Source organism: Stenotrophomonas sp. NA06056, from assembly GCF_013364355.1.
Lineage (GTDB): Bacteria > Pseudomonadota > Gammaproteobacteria > Xanthomonadales > Xanthomonadaceae > Stenotrophomonas.
On record NZ_CP054931.1, the window covers coordinates 4,375,148 to 4,390,082 of the forward strand.

Annotated in this window: 12 protein-coding genes; 4 read left to right on the forward strand and 8 right to left on the reverse strand. The window is 65.9% G+C overall.

Annotated elements, in window-relative coordinates; translation table 11 throughout:
* Nucleotides 1-139: 139 nt before the first annotated feature.
* Complete coding sequence (polA, locus tag HUT07_RS19800) at nucleotides 140-2,914, reverse strand: DNA polymerase I (protein WP_176022357.1); 2,775 nt, start codon at nucleotides 2,912-2,914, stop codon at nucleotides 140-142.
* Between the two features lie 97 nt (nucleotides 2,915-3,011).
* Between polA and HUT07_RS19805 the strand changes: the two genes are divergently transcribed.
* The gene (locus HUT07_RS19805; protein ID WP_176022358.1) at nucleotides 3,012-3,296 is read left to right on the forward strand and encodes a DUF2782 domain-containing protein; all 285 of its coding nucleotides are present in this window, start codon (nucleotides 3,012-3,014) and stop codon (nucleotides 3,294-3,296) included.
* A 289-nt stretch (nucleotides 3,297-3,585) separates the two neighbouring features.
* On the opposite strand, the gene HUT07_RS19810 is transcribed toward HUT07_RS19805, so the two are convergent.
* The 4 genes from HUT07_RS19810 to HUT07_RS19825 all read right to left on the reverse strand — a co-directional run bounded on the left by HUT07_RS19810 (nucleotide 3,586) and on the right by HUT07_RS19825 (nucleotide 8,654).
* Entirely contained in the window at nucleotides 3,586-4,032 is a 447-nt protein-coding gene (locus HUT07_RS19810; RefSeq protein ID WP_025878044.1) for a universal stress protein, read from the reverse strand.
* 219 nt (nucleotides 4,033-4,251) lie between these two features.
* Nucleotides 4,252-5,268, reverse strand: coding sequence for an RNA 3'-terminal phosphate cyclase (gene rtcA, locus HUT07_RS19815; RefSeq protein ID WP_176022359.1), 1,017 nt, complete (start codon nucleotides 5,266-5,268; stop codon nucleotides 4,252-4,254).
* Nucleotides 5,269-5,350: 82 nt separating this feature from the next.
* Nucleotides 5,351-6,577: an RtcB family protein gene (locus tag HUT07_RS19820; protein ID WP_176022360.1), complete on the reverse strand. Its 1,227-nt coding sequence runs from the start codon at nucleotides 6,575-6,577 to the stop codon at nucleotides 5,351-5,353.
* 529 nt (nucleotides 6,578-7,106) lie between these two features.
* On the reverse strand, nucleotides 7,107-8,654 hold the full coding sequence (locus HUT07_RS19825) for an RNA-binding protein (RefSeq protein WP_176022361.1): 1,548 nt from the start codon (nucleotides 8,652-8,654) through the stop codon (nucleotides 7,107-7,109).
* 187 nt (nucleotides 8,655-8,841) lie between these two features.
* On the opposite strand from HUT07_RS19825, the gene rtcR reads away from it, so the two are divergent.
* On the forward strand, nucleotides 8,842-10,434 hold the full coding sequence (rtcR, locus tag HUT07_RS19830) for an RNA repair transcriptional activator RtcR (protein WP_176022362.1): 1,593 nt from the start codon (nucleotides 8,842-8,844) through the stop codon (nucleotides 10,432-10,434).
* A gap of 78 nt (nucleotides 10,435-10,512) precedes the next feature.
* Nucleotides 10,513-10,671 (forward strand): hypothetical protein, encoded by a 159-nt coding sequence (locus HUT07_RS19835; RefSeq protein ID WP_176022363.1) that lies wholly within the window; start codon nucleotides 10,513-10,515, stop codon nucleotides 10,669-10,671.
* 51 nt (nucleotides 10,672-10,722) lie between these two features.
* Here HUT07_RS19835 and HUT07_RS19840 read toward each other — a convergent pair whose 3' ends face one another.
* Nucleotides 10,723-11,277 carry a hypothetical protein gene (locus HUT07_RS19840; protein ID WP_176022364.1) on the reverse strand — a complete coding sequence of 185 codons (555 nt, stop codon included), beginning with the start codon at nucleotides 11,275-11,277 and terminating at the stop codon, nucleotides 10,723-10,725.
* Nucleotides 11,278-11,387: 110 nt separating this feature from the next.
* Nucleotides 11,388-11,714: a low molecular weight protein tyrosine phosphatase family protein gene (locus HUT07_RS19845; protein WP_176022365.1), complete on the reverse strand. Its 327-nt coding sequence runs from the start codon at nucleotides 11,712-11,714 to the stop codon at nucleotides 11,388-11,390.
* 135 nt (nucleotides 11,715-11,849) lie between these two features.
* On the opposite strand from HUT07_RS19845, the gene HUT07_RS19850 reads away from it, so the two are divergent.
* On the forward strand, nucleotides 11,850-12,560 hold the full coding sequence (locus HUT07_RS19850) for a hypothetical protein (RefSeq protein ID WP_176022366.1): 711 nt from the start codon (nucleotides 11,850-11,852) through the stop codon (nucleotides 12,558-12,560).
* A gap of 180 nt (nucleotides 12,561-12,740) precedes the next feature.
* Here the strand turns inward: HUT07_RS19850 and uvrD are convergent, their stop codons facing one another.
* Complete coding sequence (gene uvrD, locus HUT07_RS19855) at nucleotides 12,741-14,933, reverse strand: DNA helicase II (RefSeq protein ID WP_176022367.1); 2,193 nt, start codon at nucleotides 14,931-14,933, stop codon at nucleotides 12,741-12,743.
* Nucleotides 14,934-14,935: the final 2 nt, after the last annotated feature.

Genomic DNA, 14,935 nt, shown 5'->3' on the forward strand with positions numbered 1-14,935 from the left:
GAGTAATAGAAGCACTCCGAACACTAATGGTTCGTGAAGGGGCCCAATTTAATAAGCCACCACCACCGAAACATTCATGTTCGAGTCAGGAACATCACGCAAATGAACGAATTCACGGCGTTTTCGGCCTGAATGCGACTCAGTGCGCCTCATCCCAGTTGCTGCCCGTACCCGTATCAACGACCAACGGCACCCGCAATTGTGCAGCTTGCGACATGTGCTGCACCACATTGCTGCGCAGCTCTTCAATGAACCCGGTCTCGGCTTCGAATACCAGTTCATCGTGCACCTGCAGGATCATCCGCGCCGGAGCGCCGCTGTCGCGCAGCCACTGGTCCACCGCAACCATGGCGCGCTTGATGATGTCGGCGGCCGTGCCCTGCATCGGCGCATTGATCGCCGCACGTTCAGCGCCGGCACGCAGGCCCTGGTTACGTGCATGAATGTCGTTCAGGTACAGGCGGCGGCCGAACAGGGTCTCCACGTAGCCCTGCTCCCGGGCCTGCTCTCGCATGCGCTCCATGAAGTCGCGCACGCCCGGATAGCGGCTGAAGTACAGCGCCACGTAGTCCTGCGCCTGGCCTCGGTCGATGCCGAGGTTGCGGGCCAGCCCGAACGCGCTCATGCCGTACATCAGGCCGAAGTTGATCGCCTTGGCCGCGCGACGCTCGTTGCTGGTCACTTCTTCCAGGGTGCGGCCGAACACCTCGGCGGCAGTGGCACGGTGCACATCGGCGCCCTGCTCGAAGGCGCGCACCAGGCCTGGGTCTCCGGACAGGTGGGCCATGATCCGCAGCTCGATCTGCGAGTAATCGGCCGCCAGCAGCTGGAATCCTTCCGGGGCGATGAATGCGCGGCGGATGCGGCGACCATCCTCGGTGCGGATCGGGATGTTCTGCAGGTTCGGATCGGACGAGGACAGGCGGCCGGTGGCAGCGCCCGACTGGTGGTAGCTGGTATGCACCCGGCCGGTGTCCGGGTTGACCATCTCGGGCAGCTTGTCGGTGTAGGTGCTGCGCAGCTTGGCCAGGCCGCGGTAGTCGAGGATCACCCGCGGCAGCTCGTGCTGCTCGGCAATCGCCTCCAGCGCCTCTTCATTGGTACTGGGCTGGCCCTTGGGGGTCTTCACCACCGCCGGCAGCTTCAACTCGTCAAACAGCACCGCCTGCAGCTGCTTGGGCGAATCCAGGTTGAAGCTGCGCCCGGCCAGTTCGGTGGCCTTCTGCTGCGCGGCCAGCATGCGCGAGGACAGGTCCTGGCTCTGCCGGCGCAGTTCGTCGGTGTCGATCCGCACGCCATTGGCCTCGATGCTGGCCAGCACCGGCACCAGCGGCATCTCGATGCTGCGGTACACGCTCTCCAGGGTCGGTTCGGCCAGCAGCTGCGGCTGCAGCGCGTGGTGCAGGCGCAGGGTGATGTCGGCGTCTTCGGCGGCGTAGCGGCTCGCCTCGTCGATGCCCACCTGCGAGAACGAGATCTGCTTGGCGCCCTTGCCTGCCACCTCCTCGAACTTGATGGTGTTGTAGCCCAGGTAACGCAGGGCCAACGAATCCATGTCGTGACGGGTGGCGGTGGAATTGAGCACGAAGCTCTCAAGCATCGTGTCGTCGTGGTAGCCCTGCACGTCCACGCCATGGCGGCGCAGTACGTGCAGGTCGTACTTGCCATGCTGGCCCAGCTTCTTCTTCGCCGGATCCTGCAGCACCGGCCGCAGCGCATCGAGCACCTGCGCCAGCGGCAGCTGTGCCGGCGCGCCCGGATAGTCATGGCCGACCGGGATGTAAGCGGCCTTGCCCGGCTCCACCGCCAGGCTGATGCCTACCAGCCGCGCGCGCATCGCATCCAGCGCATCGGTCTCGGTATCGAAGCTGATCAGATCGGCCTGCTGCACCCGCGCCACCCAGGCCTGCAACTGCTCGGCGGTCAGCACGGTCTCGTACTCGCCGGGCGCCGACAGCGCCGGATCGAGCTCGCCCGCCGGCGGCGCTTCGGCGCTGCCACGGGCGAAACCGGCCGCGGTGCCACGCAGGCTCGGGGTGGCCTCGCTGACCTGCGCTGGTGCTGCAATCGGACCGCCCAGCTCCTTCAATGCCTGGGTGAAGCCGTAACGCAGGTACAGCTCGCCCAGCGTGGGCACATCCGGGTCACGCAGGGCCAGCGTGGTCGGGCTGGCGTCCAAGGCAACGTCGGTGCGGATGGTCACCAGTTCCTTGTTCAGCGGCAGGCGATCCAGCGCGGCGCGCAGGTTCTCGCCGATCTTGCCCTTCATGGTCGGCGCGGCCGCGATCACCCCGTCCAGATCCTGGTATTCGGCCAGCCACTTGGCGGCCGTCTTCGGACCGCACTTCTCCACCCCGGGCACGTTGTCCACGGTGTCGCCCATCAGCGCCAGCAGGTCGATGATCTGGTCGGCACGCACGCCGAACTTGTCCATCACCGCTGCATCCGAATCCATGCGGCTGCCGGTCATGGTGTTGACCAGTTCGATGCCCGGTCGGACCAGCTGGGCGAAATCCTTGTCGCCGGTCGAGATGGTGACCTTCAGGTCCTGGGCCACGCCCTGCAGGGCGAGGGTGCCGATCACATCGTCGGCTTCCACGCCGTCGATGCGCAGGATGCTGATGCCCAGCGCTTCGACGATGCGGCACATCGGCTCGACCTGGCTGCGCAGTTCATCGGGCATCGGCGGGCGGTTGGCCTTGTACTGGTCGTACAGGTCGTCACGGAAGGTCTTGCCGGGGGCATCGACGACGAACGCGACGTAGGCCGGGCGCTCCTTCAGCGTCGAGCGCAGCATGTTGACCACGCCGAACAGCGCGCCGGTGGGCTCACCCTGTGCATTGGACAGGGGCGGCAGCGCGTGGAACGCGCGGTACAGGTAACTGGACCCGTCGATCAGGACTAATCTGCTCATGTGCCGATTCTACGCGCCTGTTCCTGCATCGCGGCGACACGGCAGCGACGCGGCGTTGGGGCATAATCACGGCTCTTTCCAGGCAAAGGCCCCGCCGATGAAGACCCTGATGCTGGCTTCCCTGCTCCTGCTTGCTGGCTGCGCCAGCCTGGGCGGTGCGGGTGCTCCCCCGGTGGACGTCAAGGGCGCCGATGTCTCCAAGCGCACGATGGACAACGGTGACACCATCGAGGAGTACCGGGTGTCCGGCCAGCTGCGCATGGTCAAGGTGACCCCCGCACGCGGTGCCCCGTTCTACATGTACGACAAGAACGGCGATGGCCGCTTCGACAACGACAAGGACGGCGTGTCGCCGGTGTACTGGAAGCTGTACAGCTGGTGATTCGGTTGCGGTAGGTGCATTCCATCCACGCATGGCGTGGATCTACTAAGCATGCGGTGGCCCTATCCACGCATGGCGTGGATCTACTGGGCATGCGGTGGCCCTATCCACGCATGGCGTGGATCTACTGGGTGTTGCGGTGGTCCTTCCACGCATGGCGTGAACCGTTGGCGGTGAACTGCAGTAGATCCACGCCATGCGTGGATGCTCTTCGGGCCACCGAAAAAAAACAACGCCGGCGCGCATCCTGCGGCCGGCGTCGGGTCCCCTCCCCGGGAACGCTTGTGTATCAGCGGATGACCAGCACCGGCAGCGTGCTGCGCGCCAGCACTTCGGCGGTCTGGCTGCCCAGCAGCACGCGGGTGACGCCGCGGCGGCCGTGCGAGGTCATCACGATCAGGTCGCTGTTGCGCTGGCCCGCCGTCTCGATGATGCCGTCGGCCGCATAGCGGTCCAGTACATGCACCGGATTGGCGGTGATGCCCTGCTCGGCCGCCTTGGCCAGGGCAGGCTGCAGCACCTTCTGCGCGCCTTCCTCGCGGTCGGCCTTGTATTCCGGGCTGTTCATGTAGCCCACGCTCCAGCCCATGGCGTCGTACATGCCGACGGCCCACGGCTCGGAAACGGTGACGATGTCGACCTCGGCATTGAGGTCCTTGGCCAGCTCCAGGCCCTTGGCCAGGCCCTTGTCGGCCAGCTCCGAACCATCGGTGGCGATCAGGATGCGCTTGTACATGGTGGGGCTCCGCGGTGATCTACCCAGTAGGAACGACACCATTACACACCCGATGTGGAGATCGCGCCTTGCGCAGGATCAATCCGGCAGCGCGCAGCGATGCCTGCGCAGCCTGGCATGGTCGGCCGATGCGCGGCCGGGCATCGCCCGGCGCGACGTGCCCAGGATCGACAGGCGGCAGGGATGCTCCGGTAGCGCCGGGCCATGCCCGGTGGGCACTTAGGCCTGCACCGTGATCCGCCAGCCGCCCTCGTGGGGTTGCCAGTCGAATTCCACCGGCAGGAACTTCTCGATCAATCGCGCATTGCTGACCAGATGATCGCTGAGCACATGGGTGGTGAACGCGCCGCCGCCCGCCAGCGCCATCGGCAGCAGCAACTGGTCGGACAGGTACTCGCCAACAGCACCATCACCGTCCAGATACTGCTTCACCTGCGCGGCCAGGCGCGCGCCAACCTGCTCGGCCGAGACACTGCGCTCGCCGTGCCCACTGAACACCTCCACGTGGTCGCCATGCCGCACGCGCACCAGTGCGACGTTGCCCGGCCCCAGCGCCGGCCGTATCGACTGCACGTTGCGCGGGTGCGGGTCCACGCCCAGCGTCTGCGCCAGTACCTGCAGTTCGCGCAGGCCGATGCCACTGGACAGGCCCGACATCAACACCTGTGCCTCGACCGCCTGCAACGGCGCACGCACCTCCAGCGACGGCGGCTGCAACGCCGTGCACGGCTGCACCTGCACCTCCATCACGCCACCGCCCGCCGGATGGAAGCCGTGCTGCAGCAGCTGCATCGACGCCTGCACGCCCATCCGGCCCAGCGCCGGCAGATAGCTTTCGGCGATGAAGTCAGCGCTGGGTGCCAGCGGATTGTGGGTACCTCCTTCCAGGCGCAGCTGCGACGGCCCCGGCGCGCGCCACAGTGCCGGCAGCACGGTCTGCAGCACCAGCGTTGCCGAGCCGCTGCTGCCGGTCGCGAAATGATAGTCGCCAGCACTCACCACACCCGGCTCGAAGCGCAGTGAGGTTGCGCCCAGTTCTGCACCGTGCACACATGCGTTGCCGACCCGCGCCGCGGCGTTGACCGCGGTCAGGTGCTGGCGCATCAATCCCGGCTTGCGCCGGATCGCGCGGATGTTCTGCAGCGTGAAGCCTGTACCGGTGCACAGGCTCAATGTCAGTGCCGAGCGCAGCAGCTGTCCGCCACCGTGCCCGCCATCCAGTTCGATCATGTCCATCTGTCTGTTCCTCCGTGCCCGTTGTTTCGATGCCGGGCCTTGCTGCCGTGCGCGGCGCAGTGTACGCCGCGCACGGGTTGCCTCACCCCTTCACGCACACCACCTGGCGCAGCGTGTGCACGATCTCGACCAGATCGCGCTGGGCCTCCATTACCGCCTCGATCGGCTTGTAGGCCGCCGGCGATTCATCCACCACCTCCGCATCCTTGCGGCATTCCACGTGCGCGGTGGCCTTGGCGTGGTCATCCACCGTGATCAGCTTGCGCGCCTGGGTACGGCTCATCACGCGGCCGGCACCGTGGCTGCAGCTGTGGAAGCTGTCCTCGTTGCCCAGCCCGCGCACGATGAAGCTCTTGGCGCCCATGCTGCCGGGAATGATGCCCAGCTCGCCCTTGCGTGCACTCACCGCGCCCTTGCGGGTCAGCATCACGTCCTTGCCGAAGTGGGTCTCGCGGTTCACGTAGTTGTGGTGGCAGTTCACCGCCTCGGCCTCCGCCTCGAATGGCTTGCTGATCACCGTGCGCACTGCGGCCACCACATTGCGCATCATCACCTCGCGGTTCATGCGTGCGAAACGCTGCGCCCAGTCCACCGCGAACACGTAGTCACCGTAGTGCTGGCTGCCCTCGGGCAGGTAGGCCAGGTCCTGGTCGGGCAGGTTGATCATCCAGCGACGCATTTCCTGCTTGGCCAGCTCGATGAAGTAGGTGCCGATGGCATTGCCCACGCCACGCGAACCGGAGTGCAGCATGAACCACACACGCTGCTCCTGGTCCAGGCAGACCTCGACGAAGTGGTTGCCGGTACCCAGCGTCCCCAGGTGCTTGAGGTTGTTGGTGTTCTTCAGGCGCGGGTGACGCTCGCAGATCACTGCGAAGTCATCCACCAGCTGCGCCCAGCCCTCCACCGCCAGCTCGGGCGGCGTGTCCCAGCTGCCCTTGTCGCGGCCACCGCGGGTCACGCTGCGGCCATGCGGCACCGCCCGCTCGATCGCGCTGCGCACGGCCGACAGGTTGTCCGGCAGGTCGCTGGCAACCAGCGTGGTGCGCACCGCGATCATGCCGCAGCCGATGTCCACGCCCACTGCCGCAGGAATGATCGCGCCAATGGTCGGCACTACCGAACCCACGGTAGCGCCCTTGCCCAGATGCACGTCGGGCATCACCGAGATCCACTTGTGGATGAAGGGCAGCCTGGCGATGTTCTGCAGCTGCTCGCGCGCCTGGTCTTCCAGCGGCACGCCGCGGGTCCACAGCTTGATCGGTGCAGCACCCGGCTGCTGGATCACGTCGTAATTGAGAGTGGTCATGGTGATGTTTCCTTTCATCCAAAGCAAAAACAAAAAAGGTGCGGTGACAAAGGTGGTGGAACATTCCGTCGCCTGCGTTGCCGCAGAGGACGGCCGGGACTTGAACCCGACCCCGAAGGGCTTCCGATGTAGTTCCACCTGCATTCCCCGCGCAACGAAAGCGAAGGTGCCGGCAGCACGACAAGAATCTGGAGGAACATCCTGCTCTACCACTGAGCTACCGCCGCGTTGCCGCGGCAGGCGGGAGTCGAACCCGCGACCTGGAGCTTAAGAGGCTGTAGTTCCTCCGGCATTCGCGCTGCCGGCGGTGAATCGGTGGCGCCGTTGCCGGTGCCGTTTGAAAAGGTGCGGTGACAAGGGAAGTGGAACGTCTGCTTCCTCACGACAGGCAGGAAACGCGGGACTCGAACCCGACCCCGAAGGGACAACCAATGTAGTTCCACCAGCATTCACCGCAAGAACGAATTCCTGGCCCTGCCCGGCTGGCCCCATTGCCAGCCGGGCGGTCCGTGGCGACATCCTTGCCGCCTTACAACGCCATGTCCTGGATGCGCTGGACCCAGCTGCTGCCGTCCTCGGCCGCAGCGGCGTACTGCGCGATCAGGTCGAACACCGCATCGCTGAAGCCTCCGATGTGCAGCACGTCGCCGCGCTGCACGGTCTGGCTGCTGGCCACCGGCTGCAGGTCGATGCACACCAGCCGCGCCTGTGGGCAGCGACGCTTCAGTGCATCCCACTGCAGCATCGTGGCCGTCTGGCCGCCGGTGCGGGTGTCACGCCAACTCTCGTTGTCCGACACCATCACCACCAGGTCCACCGGCTCGCGCTTCAGGTTGAGGTACTGCAGCGGTGCGCTGACCGACGTACCGCCACCGTTGATCGCCAGCTGGCGGGCCAGCGTCATCACGCTGTCGCGCGGGTTCAACCGCACGTGGCGCACCTCGGTATCGAACGGCAATACCTTGGCCTGTGGCTGCCCGCGCAACACGCAGGCTGCAACCAGCGCCGCCACGTCCACACAGCGTGCCGCGGTGCTGGCGCCCTTGCGATAGCCGGTCACCGGCGACTGCATGGAACCGGACACGTCCACCGCCACCACCACCCGCCCCGGCAATGCCGGTGCCGACGCCGTGGCGATCTCCATCGCATCCTGCAGCGCTTCCAGGATCGGCGACGGCAAGCCAGCACCCGCGTGGAAGGCCATCAGCAGCTGGTAGGGCAACACTCGGGCACGACGCACCTGCTGCGGATCACGCAAGCGATCTGCGATTACCTGCACCATCGCCGGATCATCGAACACGCCATTGCGGGCGAACGTGTTGAGGTTCATCCGCATCGACTGCCACGATGCATTGCGGGCCAGTGCCGACCACTGCGCCGCATCCAGCGGCAGCGTGCTGTAGTACTGGAACGGCAGGTCCGGCGGCAGCCCGCGCGGGTCACGCTTGAACGCTTCGTAGGCCTGCACGACCGTCGGCAGCTGCGCCTCGTCGTAGGGACGACCGATGATCCACGCATACAACGCCTTGCGCTCGGCGTTGGCCGGCTTCGGGTGCACCATGCGGATCACATCGGCCAGCGAGGGCTGCTGGCCGATCGCCGCGCGCACCAGCGTTTCCGCCGACGCCTGCTGGATCCACTCGCGCACCCTGCGCTTGGGCAGCGAGCCCAGCGAGCGGCGCCCCACCTGGCCACTGCGCATGATCTGCACGAACGTGCGCAGCTGGCGGCCGTTGTCGATCACCCGCGGGAACACCAGGGCGAATGCCTCCGGGTCGCGCAGGCTCAGCACCGCCAGCAGCAGTGCCGGCATGTCCTTCATGTGTGCGACCTGGCGGGCGTACAGCGCAGTGCGGGCGATGAAGCGCGGCTCGACCTGCGCGGTCAGCGCCAACACCTGCTGCAGCTGCGCCTCGGCGTCGCTGTAGAAGGTGTTGTTCAGGCACCCGGTGGCCGCATACAGCGCCAGCGCTGCACGCGGGTCGCGGCGGTAGGCCAGGCCACCGGCTTCATTGACGGTGTCTGCCTGCGGCGGCTGCGGCGTACGCATCCAGGAGAAAAGCGAAAGGTTGGCCATGCTGATGTCCTCGGCGGGAACAGCCCGCGTCGTGTCTTGCTGGGTATAGAGCAATGGCCGTGCCAACTTTTCCTCGAAGCACCCATGCAATTGATTTTCATGAAATTTCTTGTGAATCGAGCGGCTTTGACCAGCGAACCGTTGCGAAAAGATATATATTCTCTGCGCATCATTTATAGGATTGGATATGGCGCGTCGACAGGTGGTCTTCGGCATGCTTGGCACCCAGCTCGACGCGGGCGAAGGCCCGGGCCGTTGGCAGAAGTGGCGCCCCACGGTGTCGCTGGGCATGCATGAGGATTTCCTGCCCGACCGCATCGAACTGCTGCTGGATGAGCGCCGCTACAGCAAGCTGGCGCGCGTGGTCTGCGAGGACCTGGTGCAGGCGGCGCCGGGCGTCAGCGTGCAGCGCCACGACACCTACCTGGCAGATCCGTGGGAATTCGAGGGGGTCTACGCCACCCTGCACGACTTCCTCGCCAGCTATCCGTTCCAGCCTGAGGAAGAGGACTACTACGTCCATATCACCACCGGCACGCATGTCGCGCAGATCTGCTGGTTCCTGCTGACCGAGAGCCGGCATTTTCCCGGGCGGCTGTTGCAGACCTCGCCGCCGCGCAAGCAGGACGGCGCCGCCGGCACGTACGCGGTCATCGACCTTGATCTATCGCGTTACGACCACATCGCGCAGCGTTTCGCCCAGCAGCAACTGCAGGACCGCGACCTGCTGAAGGGCGGCATCGCCACCCGCAACGCCGCCTTCAACCGCATGATCGAACAGATCGAAACAGTGGCCACGCGCTCGCGCGCGCCGATGCTGCTGATGGGGCCGACCGGTGCAGGCAAGAGCCAGCTGGCCAAGCGTGTGTTCGAGCTGAAGAAGCTCAAGCACCAGTTGCCGGGTCGCTTCGTCGAGGTGAATTGCGCGACGCTGCGCGGCGACGGTGCGATGAGCACCCTGTTCGGCCATACCAAGGGCGCCTATACCGGTGCTTCCAGCGACCGTGCCGGCCTCCTGCGCTCAGCCCACCAGGGCCTGCTGTTCCTGGACGAGATCGGCGAACTCGGCCAGGACGAACAGGCGATGCTGCTGCGGGCGCTGGAAGAAAAGCGCTTCCTGCCGGTAGGCAGCGACCGTGAAGTGGAAAGCGACTTCCAGCTGATCGCCGGCACCAACCGCGATCTGCAGCAGTCGGTGCTGGAAGGCCGCTTCCGCGAAGACCTGCTGGCGCGCCTCAACCTGTGGACCTACCGCCTGCCGGGCCTGGCCCAGCGCATGGAAGACATCGAACCGAACATCGAGTTCGAGCTGGAACGCTGGTCGCAGGACCAGCACGCGCGGGTTCGGTTCAACGTCGAGGCACGCACGCGCTATCTCGCGTTCGCCACCAGCACGGAAGCCACGTGGCGCGGCAACTTCCGCGACCTGGGCGCGTCGATCATGCGCCTGGCCACACTAGCGAGTGCCGGGCGCATCCAGATCGAGGGCGTGGAGGACGAGATCGCGCGGTTGCAGGCGCAGTGGCGCGGCGGCGATGCGCCGTCACCGCTGGATACACTGTTGGGCGATGCAGTGGACACGCTGGACCGCTTTGATCGCGTGCAGCTGGAAGAAGTGGTGCGGGTCTGTGCGCGTTCGAAGTCGCTGTCTGCTGCGGGTCGCGAGCTGTTCGCGGTCTCGCGCACGCAGCGTGCCAGCACCAACGACGCCGACCGCCTGCGCAAGTATCTGGCCAGGTTCGGGCTGGACTGGGAGCAGGTGCGGGGTCCGGCCCGGTAACGCGCCGGCACAGCTTGCGCGTGCACCGGCCACGGCGCATGCTCCGGCTGCAACCACCCACCTGACCGGAGATTTCCCATGCAGGACCGTCCCCGCTCGACCTCCAAGACCGGCCTGATCATCGTGCTGGCCTGCGCCGCTGCCTTTATCCTGCTCGTGGGTGGTTACCAGTTCGGCAAATCACTGGCCAAGGCAGACAACGCGCAGCAGGCCGCGGCCGCTCCGCCGGCACGCTGACCGCGCTCCGGTAGTGCCGGCCGCTGGCCGGCTCCACCCGGAACCTCAGCTTCAGGCGATCTGCACCACGCGTGCGTTCTGGCACAGCGGGTAGCTGTCGACGAATTCAGCGATTGCATCACGCATCGCTTCGAATGACTGGCCATACATGTACAGCGCGGTCTCGCTCGGCCCCTGCCACCAGCTGCAGATCTCGCCCAGACCATCGATGCGCTCGGACAGCTGCTCGAACACATGGTTCGAATCACACTGCTCGTACACCTCGTCCGGCAAGGTCAGGCCATCGAGGTAGATGCCCAGGCCCTCGGTCACGCCGAAGCTGCGATCGGCCTCGCCTGCGCCCTGTACCTGCGAACCCTTCGGTGCACCCAGCTGCTCCAGCAGGTCGACCAGCTTCGGCACGCCCGCGACATCAACCAGTGCCACTTCGATGTCGCCGTATTCGACTTCACCTTCATCGGACGTCGCGGTACCACCACCGGTGATCCCGCCCAGCTCGGCGGCCTGCAGCAGCGCATCGAGCGGATCCTCGAACAGCTCATGGCGATGCTCGGGCTGCAGCTTGGCGTTCAATTTCACGGTGACATGCAGCGTGGGCTCGGTCATGAGGGCGCGTTCCTGGAAGATGTGGGGCCTATTGTAGAGCCGAGCCCATGCTCGGCTGCTTTTCCCACCAGAAGCAGCCGAGCATGGGCTCGGCTCTACCTCACCCAAGCTCAGCGCAGGAACGGCGGCACTTTCCGTTTCAGCAGTTCCACCAGCACCGGGTCCATGTACTCGTAATCGTCCGGGATATCCAGGCAGATCACCCGCTTGCCCTTCAGCCACGGTTTGTAGCGGCTGGAGAGGCGGTTGCGATGCGCCCGCTCCATCACGAACACCAGGTCGGCCCACTGCAGCAGTTCGGGGCTGAGGATCTCCTCGGCGTCGGCGAGCAGCCCGGCCGAGGCGGTCTCGACGCCCGGCCAATCGGCGAATACCTGCTCGGCCGTGGGGCTGCGCAGGCGGTTCTGGCTGCAGAGGAAGAGCACGTTGCGGGTCATGGCCGCAGCGTAATGGGGGTGGGATCCGTTTTCCATCGGAGAGGGCCCTGACTCTGCGCAGTGCCTTCAACGAGGTTGCATGGCCGCCGCAGGCTCCATCAGCGATCATGGGCAATCGCCCCCCTGGACACGCCCATGATCACCAAAGACGACCTGCTGCAGGAGTTCGGCGAGGTTACCGAGGTCCACGGCTGCTACTTCGCCAAGTACCCCGTGGCGACATTCGATCTTCATTGCTGCCTGAGGATCACCGATAGCCAGGATCTCGTGGTCGTCTCAAAGAACATCAACGACCCGGAATTCGCCTCCAGCATGGCACTGGAGGCACCAGCCAGGATGCCCCACGACAGACCAACAGTCTTCGAGATTCCGGCCAACGCCTATGGGTTCACCCACGCAATGGCGGTGCCCAGCACGTATCACGGGTTCCTCAACCAGATCGGGGGTCGTGCGAACCTGTTCCTGTGCCTGCCGATCTTCCGGTGCGAGTTCAGCGGCGAGGAATCAGCAGACGAGTTCCGGCTGGCCACGACGCATGTCGTTCCGGTCTACGAGTGGGACAGAACCGTGCAACCCAAGGTCAGCGTGTACTTCGACAATCCCCGCACCGGTGGCGGCACGGACGAGTCCGGCGCCCTCGTTCCGCTGCGGGTACTTCTGGCGGAAATCGACAATTTGAGCGGCGTAGGCGACGGCTTCATCGAGATCACCAACTACCGGGGCGAGGTGATCGAAGTGCTTTCGCCGGCGGAGGGCCACTACGTGTTGATCCGCAACCGCCAGGATGAAGAAGCGATGGACCGCGCACGGTTGGTGGCAGCCGTCGAGACGTTCACCACCGGCTGATAGCCGACCGCTGTTGTAGAGCCGAGCCCATGCTCGGCTGCTCTTTCCCGCCAGAAGCAGCCGAGCATGGCTATGCCGGTCGTCCTGACCGGCACCCTTCGGGCCGTCGCAAGCGACGTTGGCAGCGGCTCCTGCCGCTACCTTCGGCGATACAGGTGTCCCGGCGCCCCCCGACGGTGATCAGATCACCGTCAGGTTGGCATACGCCATCACCAGCCACTTGCTGCCGGCGTCGGCGAACTCGATCTGCACGCGTGCATGGGCGCCGCTGCCTTCGTAGTCGGTCACCATGCCTTCGCCGAACTTGGGATGGTTGACCAGCGCGCCCAGCTTGATCGGCGGCGCTTCGATGGCGGCGTGGCCCATCACCCGGCTGGCGCCCATCGAGGCCGGTCGTGAGACCTGCACCTTCGGCCGTACTTCGTGCAGCAGCTCGCGCGGGATCTCGCGCAGGAAGCGCGACGGCAGGCTGTAGTTGTCCTGGCCGTGGATGCGCCGCGATTCGGCGTAGCTCAGCACCAGCTTCTGTCGCGCACGGGTGATGCCGACGTAGGCCAGGCGGCGCTCTTCCTCCAGCCGTCCGCTTTCCTCCAGCGACCGTGCGCTGGGGAACAGGCCCTCTTCCACGCCGGCCAGGAACACCATCGGGAATTCCAGGCCCTTGGCCGAGTGCAGGGTCATCAGCTGCACGCCTTCCTCGCCCGCCTGCGCCTGGCCTTCACCTGCTTCCAGCGCGGCATAGGCCAGGAACGCGACCAGCTCGTCCATGTCCTCGCCCACTTCCTCGATGTCGTCGGCACGGCGCACGAAGCGCGAGGCCACCGACACCAGTTCGTCGAGGTTGTCGGTGCGCGATTCCGAATCCAGCGCGTTGCGGCTTTCCTTGCTCCAGTGCTCGCGCAGCTGCGAGCGCACCAGGACATGGTCCACGCGCTCGGCCAGGGTCATCTGCAGGGTCTGTGCCTGCAGTTCGTTCACCAGCACCAGGAAGCCGGCCAGCGCGTTGCGGGCACGCGCCGCCAGTGCACTGCCCTGCGTCACCAGCATGGTGGCTTCCCACAGCGAAATGCCCTGGGCGCGTGCCTCGCGACGCACTTCGTCCAGCGTGCGGTCACCGATGCCCCGCGTGGGCGTGTTCACCGCGCGCTCGAATGCAGCGTCGTCGTTGCGGTTGGACAACAGGCGCAGGTAGGCCAGCGCATCCTTCACTTCGGCGCGCTCGAAGAAGCGCATGCCGCCGTATACGCGGTACGGCACCTGTTCGCTCAGCAGCGCCTCTTCCAGCGCGCGCGACTGCGCGTTGCTGCGGTAGAGCACGGCCACTTCGGTGTAGCTGCCACCGTCGCGCACCCACTGCCGCGCGCGCTCGACGATGTAGCGCGCCTCGTCCATCTCGTTGTACGCCGCGTACAGGTCGATCGGCTCGCCGTCACCACTGTCGGTCCACAGCTGCTTGCCGATGCGGTCCGGGTTGTGCGCGATCACCGCGTTGGCGGCGTTGAGGATGTTGGCGGTGGAACGGTAGTTCTGTTCCAGGCGGATGGTCTGCGCGCCCGGGAAATCGCGCAGGAAGCCCTGCACGTTCTCGACCTTGGCGCCGCGCCAGCCATAGATGGCCTGGTCATCGTCGCCGACCACGAACACGTGGCCCTCGTGCCCGGCCAGCACGCGCACGAAGGCGTACTGGATGGCGTTGGTATCCTGGAATTCGTCCACCAGGATCTCGCGGAACCGCGCGCGGTAATGCGACAGCAACGGCGGGTTGTCGCGCAGCAGTTCGTGCGCGCGCAGCAGCAGCTCGGCGAAGTCGACCAGGCCGGCGCGGTCACAGCGCGCCTGGTACTCGGCATAGGCTTGGCGCATGGTTTCCAGCCACGCGTCGTTCGGCTCGGGCTGGATGTGCTGCGGGCGGCGGCCCTCATCCTTCTGCGCGTTGATCCACCAGGCAATCTGCTTGGGTGGATACTTGCCGTCATCCAGCTCCAGCGCCTGTACCACGCGCTTGACCAGCCGCAGCTGGTCGTCCGAATCCATCACCTGGAAGCTTTCGGGCAGCTTGGCGTCCTGCCAGTGCAGGCGCAGCAGGCGGTTGGCCAGGCCGTGGAAGGTGCCGATCCACATGCCGCGGCTGCCGTGCGGCAGCTGCGCGTCGATGCGATGGCGCATCTCGCCGGCAGCCTTGTTGGTGAAGGTCACCGCGAAAATGCCATGGGTCGGCACGCCTTCGACTTCGTGCAGCCAGGCAATGCGGTGGGTGAGTACGCGCGTCTTGCCCGACCCGGCACCGGCCAGCACCAGGTGGTGACCGAGGGGAGCGGAGACGGCTTCGCGCTGGGCCGGGTTCAGGCCATCAAGCAAGTGGGAGACATCCATGC

Bases quoted from the DNA above. Each gene is read 5' to 3' on its own strand.
- polA (WP_176022357.1), bottom strand. From the start codon at position 2,914: ATGAGCAGATTAGTCCTGATCGACGGGTCCAGTTACCTGTACCGCGCG.
- HUT07_RS19805 (WP_176022358.1), top strand. From the start codon at position 3,012: ATGAAGACCCTGATGCTGGCTTCCCTGCTCCTGCTTGCTGGCTGCGCC.
- HUT07_RS19810 (WP_025878044.1), bottom strand. From the start codon at position 4,032: ATGTACAAGCGCATCCTGATCGCCACCGATGGTTCGGAGCTGGCCGAC.
- rtcA (WP_176022359.1), bottom strand. From the start codon at position 5,268: ATGGACATGATCGAACTGGATGGCGGGCACGGTGGCGGACAGCTGCTG.
- HUT07_RS19820 (WP_176022360.1), bottom strand. From the start codon at position 6,577: ATGACCACTCTCAATTACGACGTGATCCAGCAGCCGGGTGCTGCACCG.
- HUT07_RS19825 (WP_176022361.1), bottom strand. From the start codon at position 8,654: ATGGCCAACCTTTCGCTTTTCTCCTGGATGCGTACGCCGCAGCCGCCG.
- rtcR (WP_176022362.1), top strand. From the start codon at position 8,842: ATGGCGCGTCGACAGGTGGTCTTCGGCATGCTTGGCACCCAGCTCGAC.
- HUT07_RS19835 (WP_176022363.1), top strand. From the start codon at position 10,513: ATGCAGGACCGTCCCCGCTCGACCTCCAAGACCGGCCTGATCATCGTG.
- HUT07_RS19840 (WP_176022364.1), bottom strand. From the start codon at position 11,277: ATGACCGAGCCCACGCTGCATGTCACCGTGAAATTGAACGCCAAGCTG.
- HUT07_RS19845 (WP_176022365.1), bottom strand. From the start codon at position 11,714: ATGACCCGCAACGTGCTCTTCCTCTGCAGCCAGAACCGCCTGCGCAGC.
- HUT07_RS19850 (WP_176022366.1), top strand. From the start codon at position 11,850: ATGATCACCAAAGACGACCTGCTGCAGGAGTTCGGCGAGGTTACCGAG.
- uvrD (WP_176022367.1), bottom strand. From the start codon at position 14,933: ATGGATGTCTCCCACTTGCTTGATGGCCTGAACCCGGCCCAGCGCGAA.